The organism is Streptococcus sp. NCTC 11567 (assembly GCF_902141215.1).
Lineage (GTDB): Bacteria > Bacillota > Bacilli > Lactobacillales > Streptococcaceae > Streptococcus > Streptococcus dysgalactiae.
Map to the genome: position 1 here is coordinate 1,467,883 of NZ_LR595857.1, position 12,284 is coordinate 1,480,166.

General features: G+C 34.3%; 8 protein-coding genes and 1 pseudogene. All 9 read right to left on the minus strand.

Features of this window, described 5'->3' with window-relative positions:
* Window positions 1-35: 35 nt before the first annotated feature.
* The 9 genes and pseudogenes from FQT67_RS07360 to FQT67_RS07395 all read right to left on the minus strand — a co-directional run bounded on the left by FQT67_RS07360 (window position 36) and on the right by FQT67_RS07395 (window position 12,170).
* Window positions 36-3,131, minus strand: a complete 3,096-nt coding sequence (locus tag FQT67_RS07360; RefSeq protein ID WP_143936394.1) for a type I restriction endonuclease subunit R — start codon at window positions 3,129-3,131, stop codon at window positions 36-38.
* 30 nt (window positions 3,132-3,161) lie between these two features.
* A complete protein-coding gene (locus tag FQT67_RS10960; RefSeq protein WP_110407880.1) occupies window positions 3,162-3,761 on the minus strand; it encodes a restriction endonuclease subunit S in 600 nt (199 codons plus the stop codon).
* Complete coding sequence (locus tag FQT67_RS07370; protein ID WP_046177343.1) at window positions 3,709-4,881, minus strand: restriction endonuclease subunit S; 1,173 nt, start codon at window positions 4,879-4,881, stop codon at window positions 3,709-3,711. Before FQT67_RS07370 ends, FQT67_RS10960 begins: the two co-directional genes overlap by 53 nt.
* A 10-nt stretch (window positions 4,882-4,891) precedes the next feature.
* Window positions 4,892-5,797, minus strand: a pseudogene (locus FQT67_RS07375) (type I restriction-modification system subunit M); the annotation flags it as partial.
* A gap of 41 nt (window positions 5,798-5,838) precedes the next feature.
* On the minus strand, window positions 5,839-7,332 hold the full coding sequence (locus FQT67_RS07380) for a recombinase family protein (protein ID WP_046159418.1): 1,494 nt from the start codon (window positions 7,330-7,332) through the stop codon (window positions 5,839-5,841).
* Entirely contained in the window at window positions 7,325-8,992 is a 1,668-nt protein-coding gene (locus tag FQT67_RS07385; RefSeq protein WP_046177344.1) for a recombinase family protein, read from the minus strand. The genes FQT67_RS07380 and FQT67_RS07385 overlap by 8 nt, the downstream gene beginning before the upstream one ends.
* Window positions 8,992-10,656 (minus strand): recombinase family protein, encoded by a 1,665-nt coding sequence (locus tag FQT67_RS07390; protein WP_046177345.1) that lies wholly within the window; start codon window positions 10,654-10,656, stop codon window positions 8,992-8,994. The genes FQT67_RS07385 and FQT67_RS07390 overlap by 1 nt, the downstream gene beginning before the upstream one ends.
* A gap of 98 nt (window positions 10,657-10,754) precedes the next feature.
* On the minus strand, window positions 10,755-10,910 hold the full coding sequence (locus FQT67_RS10785; protein WP_162837486.1) for a hypothetical protein: 156 nt from the start codon (window positions 10,908-10,910) through the stop codon (window positions 10,755-10,757).
* Window positions 10,911-11,756: 846 nt separating this feature from the next.
* The gene (locus FQT67_RS07395) at window positions 11,757-12,170 is read right to left on the minus strand and encodes a sigma factor-like helix-turn-helix DNA-binding protein (RefSeq protein ID WP_046159459.1); all 414 of its coding nucleotides are present in this window, start codon (window positions 12,168-12,170) and stop codon (window positions 11,757-11,759) included.
* Between the last annotated feature and the right edge of the window lie 114 nt (window positions 12,171-12,284).

Below are 12,284 nucleotides of genomic sequence, written 5' to 3' on the forward strand. Positions count from 1 at the left end.
ACAAACCCTTTTTGGAGAATTTTTTATAAAAAACATTAAAACAATCCACCGACTCCTTTGTATTTTTCAACCAGTTCACTGATTTTTTCAAATACGGTTTGTTTTTTTGTTCGGTAGGCTGGGTTTAGGGGGCTTAATTTTGGTAGGGCTTCGTTGAGTTCTGTCCCATTTTCACTGGCATACTCACGTTTGAGCGAGGTCATGATGTAGCGTTTGGCATTTGCTTCATTAAGTCCTTCTTCGATAATCAGTGCTTGGACTTCTTTTTCTTGTTCTTTGCGAGCAAAGGCGAAGAATCTTTCGATGATATCTGCTTTGTCAACAAGGGCATCTAAGTCTGTTCGATGGATAAAGTCGACGATTAAGCCTTCTTTGGCACGGTTTCCGAGGCTTGCTCTGATAGTTCTGGTGATTTCTTCAATCAAATCGGACTTGTTAGTCCCTTTTTTATTACTTTCAAAGATGAGTTCTAGGATGTAATCTAAATTGATTTCCTGTGATTTCAACAACTCAATTTCAAAAGTGATCTCGTCCCAATTAACTTTTGATTTCTCGTCCTCTTTATTGCGACGCTCGTTGTCATACCAATCTTTGATATCGTTGTAGGTTGAGCGGTAGTCTTGGACTTGTCTTGGTGTTGGAATCGACAATTGTGATAGGAAATCAAACTTATCTTGGTCGAGTTGGTATTTGGTCACAAAGCTCTCAACCTGATCTTGATCCTCAAAATCAATAGTTTGTAAAACTTGCAATTGGGTATACTCATCATAATTGCGAAGAATATTATCCAGTTTCAAGAACTTACCAAAGAGCTTCACGAATTCCTTTTTATCCGCCTCCTTGATGATTTTTTCGGGATTAGGGAATCGCTCTTGCAACTCTTTAACAACATCTAGATAACCACTTTGTACTTGACCACCATCAGTGTAGCCATTCATATAGTCTTCATATTGGCGTTCCAAAAGAATTTCAGCGGTATGCGTTTTACCAAAAAGTTTTATAGCATCAGTTGTGGCCGCTTCAAGATCACGGAAGGTGACGATATTACCAAAGGATTTCGTCGCATTATAGATACGATTAGTCCGTGAAAAAGCTTGGATTAAACCATGGTAACGTAAATTCTTATCAACAAATAAGGTATTAAGGGTTGGAGCATCAAATCCTGTCAGGAACATGCCAACAACAATGATTAAATCAACCTCACGCTGTTTGACCCGTTTTGCCAAATCACGGTAATAATTTTGGAAATCATTGCCATTAATGGTAAATGTCGTTTGGAACATGCGATTGTAATCATCAATGCAGGCACTCAAAAATTCCTTGCTACTAATATCCGTCATATCTTCCGGTGAGAAGGTTTCATCGATAATGTCCCCTTGCGCTGCTTGTTCTTCATTAGCGGCGTAGGAGAAGATGGTCGCAATTTTAAGGGGATTTTCTTTACCGCTTTGTTGGTTTTTAAATTCCTGATAATAGAGTTTCGCTGCTTCGACACTAGTCACGGCAAACATGGCGTTAAAACCGTTACCAGCTGACCGATGGGTTTTCATCCGATAGTTCTCTAAAATATAGGAAGTGATATGACTAATTCTTTTTGGGTGTAATAAGGCTTTTCGATTTTCGGCAGCTGATAACTTGTCCAAGTTCTGTTCGGTCTCAATTGATTTAAATTGAGGACGGACATCATTGTAATCAACCATGAACTTGAGTACCTTCTGATCACGAATGGCATCAGTGATGACATAAGAGTGAAGTTCTTTACCAAAAACAGAAGCTGTCGTTTCCGAACCCAAAGCATTTTCAACCATTATTGGAGTCCCAGTAAAACCAAACTGAGAGTAACGTTTAAATTTCTTTTGCAGGTTCTTTTGAGCTTCACCGAACTGCGAGCGATGACATTCATCAAAGATGAAGACCACCTGCTGATTGTATACCTCATGGTTAGCTTCAGTCTTCATGAAATTATTGAGTTTTTGAATGGTTGTAACAATAATTTTATTATCCGTTTTTTCAATATTTCGTTTGAGACCAGCAGTGTTTTCAGAACCATTGACAGAATCAGGAGAGAATCGTTGATATTCTTTCATAGTCTGATAATCTAAATCTTTGCGGTCCACGACAAAGAAGACTTTGTCAATGCCATCCATCTCAGTTGCTAGTCTTGCTGCTTTAAAAGATGTTAAAGTCTTACCAGAACCGGTTGTATGCCAAATATAGCCACCGGTTTCAATGCCACTTTTAAGTTTACTTTCAAGTGTCGATTTAATTTTCCAGATAATGCGCTCAGCAGCAGCAATTTGGTAAGGACGCATAATCAACAGGGTATTACTGGTATCAAAAACAGTGTAATTGATTAAGACATTTAAAAGAGTATTTTTACTTAAAAAGGTTACTGTGAAATCCTTCAAATCCTTGATAGGGTCATTATTTTTCAAAGCCCAATTCATGGTGAAGTCAAAAGAATGTTTTTCTCTTTTGGTGGTGTTGGCAAAATAGCGGGTATCTGTCCCATTTGAAATGATGAAAATTTGCAGGTATTTATAAAGAGAAGTTGATTCATTAAAACTTTCTTTGGTGTAACGATGCATCTGGTTGAATGCTTCGCGAATAGCAACACCACGTCTTTTCAATTCAACCTGAACCATTGGCAAACCGTTGACTAAAATGGTCACATCATAACGGTTAGAGCTGGAACCCTCTTGGGTCATTTGATTAATGACTTGGACCTTATTGCGATTAATATTCTTCTTATCAAGCAAGTAAATGTTTTGCAGGTGACCATCATCAAAGGTCAAATCATAGATATAATCATCATGCAGTCTCCGCGTACAATCAACAAGGTTATCACTAGGTTTATTGATGTATTCCGTCAATAATCTGGTCCATTCCCGATCAGTAAAGGAGACATTATTGAGGGTTTCAATTTGCTTTCTAAGGTTAGAAACAAGCGTTTCTGGCGTAATGACATAATTTAAATACTCATAACCCTGCTTTTGTAAATCAGAAATTAATTCTTTTTCTAAATCAGCTTCCGTTTGATAGGATGACGGTTGCTCTTGCTTGAGGTATTTTTCTAAAATAATAAAATGGTTGGTTTCAGCAATGGTTGCTGATTGCTTAGTTTGATTCACACACTTCTCCTTTATTGATTTGGAAGAATATTAGTCAAAGGTCAACAGTTTATCGCGATAGTACTCGTATTGTTTTTGACGAAGTTCAATTTCTTTGGGAAGGCCTTCTGACAAGTCAGAACAAATTGTATTAAATTTATCAAGGTTATTTACAATTTCAGTTTGAACTTTAATATTAGGTAAAATGAACTGTATATTTTCTATTGATGAACGCGATAACCTCGGAATACTAGCCATTCTTACTTTGCTTTTAAGCTTATGCTGTTGATGTAATAACACATAATAAATATATTTACTAACAATATTTTCTGAGTTATCAATAGTGAAAATATCATCTGCAGCCCAAAAAGGTATTTTAGAAAACCCAACCTCACCCGCTGCTCCTGCACAAACAATAAAAGTGTTTTTTGCCTGTCTATTATTTCTTTCAAAATATCCAAGAGGGGTTAAACTATTTTGAAATACTGGGTAGCCATTAGTTAAGCTTAATTGACTTTTAACTACTCGTTTTCCACGTTCTAAATCACAGATAGACCCTAACTTAACTTTTATTGGACCAAAGACCCATTGTAAGAGCCTAATTATGTCTTGTCTGTACTGTACTGTCAGTATACATGCCTTCGGCGGCAAAGGTCAACAACTTATCTCTAAAAAATTCATACTGTTTCTGACGAAGTTCAATCTCTTTGGGTAGTCCAATATTTAAATCATTACAAACCGTATCAAAATTATCTAATACCTGAACAATACGTGATTGAATTTCGATGGAAGGAATTGGAATTGACTTATTATTAATCATTGGCTTTGTCAATTGGGGAATTCCAGTCTTAGGAACATCATATCCATCTTCAATATGTTTCATATAATGATATGCATATCTCAAATTTAATGGTATTTTCGGGGTAAGAACCAATAATCTAACAATTGGATAGAATGGTTCAACTTGATGACTTGTCCAACCTATAGTCCCTCGAGCAGAAATTGTCAAACTAGGCTTTTCTATTTTAGGAATGTCAGTCCACCCATAAAGTGATTTGTCATCAATTCCATTTGACAAAATAGGAATATTGTAACGTTCTGTTTTTTGTTCAGAAAAGTTATTTTTGGGAACATCGCCACCAGCAATAACATCAAAGACCTGCTCAATTGTCTTCCATTCCACCTCATAAAACTCATTTTCAATCGACAATAGTTTATCTCGATAATAGTCATATTGCTTTTGGCGTAAGGTCAATTCTGTGGTCAATTCTGTGGTCAATTCTGTAACATAATCAGTGAATTTGTCAAGGATTTTGACAATTTCTTCTTGAATTTCAAGAGGTGGAACAGGGATTTTTATTTCAATTAACTTACTTTTGGTTAATTTTGCTCGAGTACCTCCAGTTAAATAAGTTGAAAAATTCATATATTTAAAATAATGAAATAAAAATCCATTTATTACTTCGTCTTTTCCACGTATTACGTGAACATGGTTATTTGCCCAAAATTTTCCTTTTACTCTTTGTACAGAGTAATTCTCAAGACTTGCTGATCCATCCTCAGCTATTAAAATGTAGTCTCCATCATGTGTATACCCATTTACATAATCCTGAATATTATTTGCACCGTAATATGGAATGTTACCACTTTCTCTTAAAGAAGATTTAACCGGTTTTCTTCCACTATTTGCAATTTCACATGATTCCCCTAATGACTTCCACTCTACACCATTTGGACAAAGTTCTTTAATTAATTTTTCAATTTTATTCATGACTTTCTCCTTATTTGCTTAAATCGAGAACGATTTTGTCGATTTCGAGGCGGAGTTGGTCAATTTTCAAGACGGTTTCTTTAATTTCATTGTTGAGGACATCAATATCTATTTCTTCTCGGGTGTCTTCCTTTTCCAGATATGTTGAAACCGATAAGTTGTAATCTGAGTCAACAATTGTTTGGTAGGGCACGACTTGTGCAAAATAATCTTTATTTTCCTTCTTGTCAATGCTCTCCAAAATTTTATCGATATTTTCTTCCGTTAAAATATTGTTGTTCGTTGCTTTTTTAAATTCAGCGCTAGCATCGATAAATAAGGTGTCGGTGTTGGTTTTGTTTTTTGCTAAGACTAAAATACAGGTTGCGATGGATGTTCCGAAGAACAAATTATTAGGGAGCTGAATAATAGCTTCAACGAAATTATTATCGACGAGGTATTGGCGAATCTTTTGTTCTGCCCCTCCACGGTATAGTATTCCAGGGAATACTACGATGGCTGCTCGGCCTTGTGCAGAAAGATAGGACAAAATATGCATGATGAAGGCAAAGTCAGCTTTGGACTTAGGTGCTAGGACTCCTGCTGGAGCATAGCGGTCATCATTAATGAGAGTTGGGTCGTCTTTACCAATCCAGTTGATAGAATAGGGTGGGTTAGAAACGATGGCATCGAAAGGTTTATCATTACCATGTTTTGGATCCAGTAGGGTGTCTCCCCGTTGGATATTGAATTTATCGTAGTTGATGTTATGTAAGAACATGTTCATACGAGCCAAGTTGTAGGTGGTCATATTGATTTCTTGACCATAGAAACCATCTTCAATAACATGCTCGGTAAATTGTTTCTGCGCTTGTAATAGGAGCGAGCCCGAACCCTCTCGTGTCAAGCAACTGACACAAAATACATTGTCTATTTTTAGACAGCAAAAAGAGAGTGATTTCTCACTCCCTATTGCGTCTATTTCCATATGGTTTTTTGAACTATACTACCTTCACAGATAACTGACTCAACATACTTTTCCATAAGTTCTCGTGTGAGTTCATTATCTGTTACTACTTCTGTTTCATTAGAATATAGTTTTATCTTTTCTTCCAGGTTGCTAATTTCATTATCTATCTGGTTTTTATTTTCTACAAACTTAGCTTTCGTCATTTTACCAAGCTTATACTTTTCAAAATCAGCCATCTTCTTCGCCTGAAGCTTTTCTATCTTCTTTTCTATATCTTTAATACTTATTTTTTCTTTGGGCTTTACCTCTACTTCACCATATTTCTCTTTAATAAGTGCAAGCACCTGATCCTCTAACTTATCTACTCTTGAGTTTCTATGTTCTACATTATTACACTTACAGATCCTACAATGAAAATACTTGTGTATTCTCATACTTCCATCTGGTCGTTTAAACTTTGATTGAGTAAGTCCCAGAATATGGTTACAAGTAGGACATCTTGCAAATCCTTGCAATGGCGATTTTGTCCTCCAAGGGTAATCAGTATTCTTTCCTTTTAAGAAACTATTCTTTTCTTTTATTTCTTGAACCTTATCAAACTCTTCTCTTGAGATAATAGCTTCATGATGGTCATAAACTCTACCCCATTCTTCTTTAGGATTAAATTTAAAGCTACCAGGAGTCAATACCGACTTTTCTTGCATATTGAAGACATAAGTGCCTGTGTAATTTTCATTGGATAAAATATCTACCACTGTACCATTTGTCCATGTTGGTGCATCTCTTGTATCTGATGACACTATGTTATATTCATAATCCATATTGGTAAGTTCTTTTTTACGCTCGTTTGGTGTTGGTATATTCTCTTCATTCATAACTGCTGCAATCTTTCTTGATGCAAGTCCTGTAAGTGCTAAGTCATACACCTTCCTCACAATCCAAGCTGTTTTTTCATCAATAATGATGTTGTGTTTATCGTCTGGATCTTTCATATAACCAAATGGTGGACTCCAGGCAAGAAACTTTCCTTGCTTCTTAAGTTCAGTAGTAACTGTCTTTACTTTCTGCGAAATATCTTTTGTATAGAAGTCATATAACAAACCTTTAAACTGAATATCTAGGTCTGTTCCATTTCCTTTTTCCTTAGCACTATCATAGCCATCATTAATCGCAATAAACCTAATACCAAGAAAAGGAAAAATGTTCTCCAGATAATCACCAAGCGAAATATAATCTCTCATAAACCTCGATAAGTCTTTTACAATTATGGCATTGATTTTACCATTCTTAACTTCTTCTAGCATTCTTTGAAAAGACGGTCTTTTCTCATTTGTGCCTGTATAACCGTCATCAATGTATTCTTCTCTTTGGAAGCTTTTAAATTCATCATTTCTATCAAGAAAATCATTCAGAAAATACCTTTGGTTAATGATACTTTCGCTCTCATCTTTCTTCATCTGATCTTCTACAGATAATCTGATATAAAGTGCAATTTTACTCATCTTTCACGCCTCCCATCAAACTATCCATATTAAATTTAAAGATTATTTCAAAGTTATGATTGCCATAGACAATTATCTTCTCTACTAAGCTATGAATTAAATCAGCTGGTAATTTTTCAACTTTTTTTGCTGAAAATACATCCTTAATCCACTTAATAGATAATTTCTTATCTCTTTCAAGGTCTTTTACAACCTTTTCAACCGAAATAACTTCATTATTGATTGTTGCAATATGGCTAAGAGCAATCTCTCTTTTTAGACTATATTCTTCTCTATCAATCTTACCTAAGCTATATTCTTCATAAGCTTTTTGAATTAGGAGTTCTTCCTTCCCAGTCTTAGTTTTGAGCTTTGAAATATCTTCGTTTAGCTTATCTATACTTTCATAAAACCTTGCAGACACTCTTTCTATTAGCTTTGCCTTACTTGTAGCTTTAGTGATAAACTCTGCTACCTTTTCAGACATCGCTTTATCAAGTTCTCTTTCCATAATAAATACTCTTACTTCATTATCTATCTTGCCTGTACAAGTATCATTTTGAAATGAGTAGTAAAGTCTATCATGGTTTATCCCATAAATTCTAGTTCTTCGATAAAGCTCTTTGCCTGTTGCATTATTGAAAATCAATCCCTTATATCTATTCTCATAATCTCTTTCAAAGTTATGCATTTCTGCACCAAAAGCATTATTCTTTAATCTCTCAGCTCGTCCTTGTAGCACTTTTTCAAAGTCTTCTTTTGAGATAATTGGTTCATGAGCATTTTCATAAATAATATGCTGGCTTTCATCTACATATTGTTGCTTCATTCCTTTTGCAAGATTTTGTTGCTTAACACCTTGCACTAAAGTCCCTGTATAAGCTCTGTTAGTAAGCATTTTGGAAATAGTAGCTTTATTCCACTGTGGATCGCCATCTTGTCTATAAATTCTACCTGTTTTGTAATAGACCATTCCTGTCGCATAACCCTTAGTATTAAAGTGTTTTGCAACCTCATATTGGCTTTTCCCCTCAAGTGTCAATCGGAACATTTCTTCAACAATGAACCTAACATTCTCATCAACTTCTAATTTCTGTCCCTCTTTTAATTTCACAACCTTATATCCATAGGGCGGAACGGAACCAATAAAATATCCATTTCTTGCCCTATTGTGCTTACTTGTCTTTATCTTTACCGAAATATCTTTAGCATACATATCGTTGACGATATTCTTAAGAGTTACTTCAAATGATTTCTTAGAATCTAAATCCTTAACGGTATCAACCTTATCACTAACAGAAATAAACCTTACTCCCAAGAATGGAAATACCTTGTCTATGAGTCTTCCCATCTCAAGATACTCTCTTCCAAGTCTTGATAAGTCTCTTATGATAATACAATTAATTCTTCTTTCACGAATATCTTGCATCATCTCTTGAAATTGTGGTCTTTCAAAGTTTGTTCCACTATATTCATAGTCTATGTAAATATTTACGACTTTGATATTTTCCTTTAGAGCATACTCTTTACAACAAAGCACTTGTGTTTCGATAGACGATGATTTCTCACGCCATTCTTCTTTTCTTTCACTGGATAATCTTGTATATACTCCAGCTTTATAGAATACTTTTTGTGCTTGTTCTTCGTTTTTTCTTATATATCTTTTGGAAGTCCTTGCCATTAACAAACACCTCCAACTGCAAGTTTAGGTTCAACTCTTTCTAAATGCTCATCAAATAACTTGCCCATTGATATTAGTCTCACCTTATGTGTGTTATTAGCTTTAACCTTATCACTATCCACAATCGCTTGAAGCAGATTCACTGTTTCAATATTGTTGAAGACAAAGTTAATTACATTATCCTCTCCAATCTCAATACGATCTATAAAAGACACTAAAGACAGTCGATTCAATTCATCACTTTCAGGATTAGGAACTATCTCAGAAACGAAACTACCTTTATCGTTCATTTTCATTTTCAGTTCATTTACGATATTTTGCTTTGTAATAATTTGTTTCTCAATTTCTCTAATCTTGATAAGATAATTTTTTCTAAATCGTTCAAACTCCTCAGTTGTTATAAGTTCTTCTTCTAAGTCCATATAAAGAGATTGTCTAAGTCTTTCATACTTCCTTTTTTCTGCATATAATGACTCAAAATCAACCTTTAATGTAAACTTTGAAACATCTATTTCGCTAACTTTTTTCAGCAGCTCATTGTACTTAGATAGATATTCATTTAATGCATGAATAGTTGCATGAGTCACATAGTCTTCTTTTACACTATGCCTTGAACACTCTCCAGCATTGTTATATTCAGAGCAAATGTAGAAAATCTTCTCTCTTACTTTTCGCCTGATCATAGGACTTCCACAATCTTTACAATAAAGCATGCCTGATAGAATATAAGGTTTATCTTTAGACTGTTTCACATCACGAAGTAGCATTTTGTTTGCAAGTGCAAATATAGATTTTGATACTATGCTTTCATGAGCATTTTCTATTGCTATCCAGTCTTCTTTTGAAACATATACTTCATGCTTTGATTTATAATTTAATTTTGTGGTTTTTCCTTGTTCCAGAACACCAATATAAACCTTATTTGAAATAATACGGTTTACCATCTTAGCATCCCATTTTGCTTTTTTCACAATAAAACCAGTATTGAAGTTATCACCATTGTTTTTCTTATGCTTTGATGGTGTAACTGTTCCAATACTGTTTAGAAAGTCGGCAATAGCCTTTGAGGAATAACCCTCTATTTTCATATTAAATATTCGCTCAATGATATGAGCTACTTCTGTATCAACTACAAGCTGATGTTTGTTCTTATCATCTTTCTTATATCCAAAAGGAGCAAATGAGCCAATAAACTCACCATTCTTCCTTTTCACTGCTTTTGATGATTTCACTTTCATAGAAATATCTCGACAATAACTGTCATTGATAAAATTTCTAATTGGAAGTATTAAATGTGTATCACTAACATCCGCATTATCACTATCATAGTTATCATTTACAGATATGAAGCGAATACCTTTTTCAGGAAATATCTTTTGCAGATACTTCCCAGACTCAATATAATCTCTGCCAAAACGAGATAAGTCTTTTACCATAATGATAGAAAACTTTCCTTTATTCAGGTCATCAATCATATTCTTGAAATTTGGACGCTCAAAATTAGAACCACTATGTCCATCATCTACATATTCATAAGATAGATCTATGTTCTTTTCTTTTGCGTAAGATTTGATTATTTGTCTTTGATTTGAAATAGAGTTACTTTCATTACTGTCCCCATCTTCTCTTGAAAGACGAAGATACATACACGCAGTATTTCTCATAACAATCCTCCTAAAATGATATTTTGGCAAATAGTCATTTCGGAAGATTACTTCTACCACCTATATTTTACCGCACCCTATTTCTCTTTGTCAGCCCCTCAAATCTTGACACAGGATTTACATAGATACATCTCAACAATATCAAGTAAATCAAGCTTTTCACTTTCGCTTGTAGAGTAGGTTATTTTCTTAGAATAATCATCGGCTATTTGCTTCTTATCCTTATCTTTCTTAACTTCTTTTTTCTTATTCATAGTCTTAACCTCACTATTTTTTTAATAAGTTTTATGACATTGGTAGGTGCATTGGCTGCTACATTGGAATCTCACCACCGCCTCTTATTAAGACGAGCCGGCTTAAACTATTGAAGTATCATTATCACCATTTGCATCACAGAGATAGATTGCCACATCTATCCTTTATGTATTCCTATTTATCGCTCTTTTTCTTTTATCCTTGGCACTTACCAGTATTCATTTAAACCAATCTCTCAGCAGAAAAGTCTTGGCGTAGGTCATAATTCTCCACAAATGGATAACGTCCCACCTTGGTCTATTCAGTTGTCAAAGATCAATTAGCTTTCTGCTATGTAGGATTCTTTGCTTAATAACGGAATAAATTTTCTCTTCTACCTCAAAAGCAAAAAGGATAAATTCCCCCCTACACTTTAATAGTGAAAATTTATCCTTCTTGGTAACCATATTTATGAATTTTTTTGAAAAAGAAAAGCACCTCCGTAGAGATGCCTTTCAAATAAAGTTTTAGCAATATAATGGTTCTTGAAGTTTCTAGTCATTAAGGCAAACATTAAATCCTATCTTCATAGCTTCGTAAACATCAGTCATAGTTCCGCCAAACAGTAGTATTTCGTTCTCAATATCTTCCTTTTCCCAACCTTTTGAGCCATCATTTTCTTTTGCAAACTTGTCCAATACTTTTTTAACAACATTTCAATCATACCTTTTCCTCCTGTAACCCATTTTATTAAGTTTCTATAGGTTAAAAGAATTTATCTTAAATTACAACCCACTTGTAAGAAAAAGGTATTTTAATGTCGATATTAAGTATATTTTTGCTGTTTTTTCGTAATGACCTAAATGCTATTTTAAGTCTTTCAGCAATTCTCTTAACTTGTCCAGTATCTTATTTCTTCTCTTGATAAGAGCAGGATGAGATATTTTTTTCGTTTCAGCTACTGAACGAAGTGTTTCATCATTAAAATAAAGTCTATCAATGATTTCTCTTTCTTCATCATTCAATTTTGACAGTGCATCTCGCACTGCCTCTATCATCATCTGTGTCTGAACAATCTTATCTACATCAAATCCCTCATCAACTATACTATCCTCAAAATGTCCATCATGATCAAAAGACGAGAAAAAAAGCAGGTGATTTTTTCTATCCACCTGCTTCAAATATTTTTCATGATTTTTTTCTTGCCAGTAGACTTTATAAATCTCTTCACTAACCTCCACTTTTTTTCCATTTACAAACAAGAAATAATTTTTTCGCATTTTTATTTCCCTCCATTTCTTTGTTTTCTTGTTTAAAACAAAAAAGGAGGACTTCGGCATTTATGCATACCGAATCCTCCATAATGGATGAAAAATATTAAATTATTTACATGG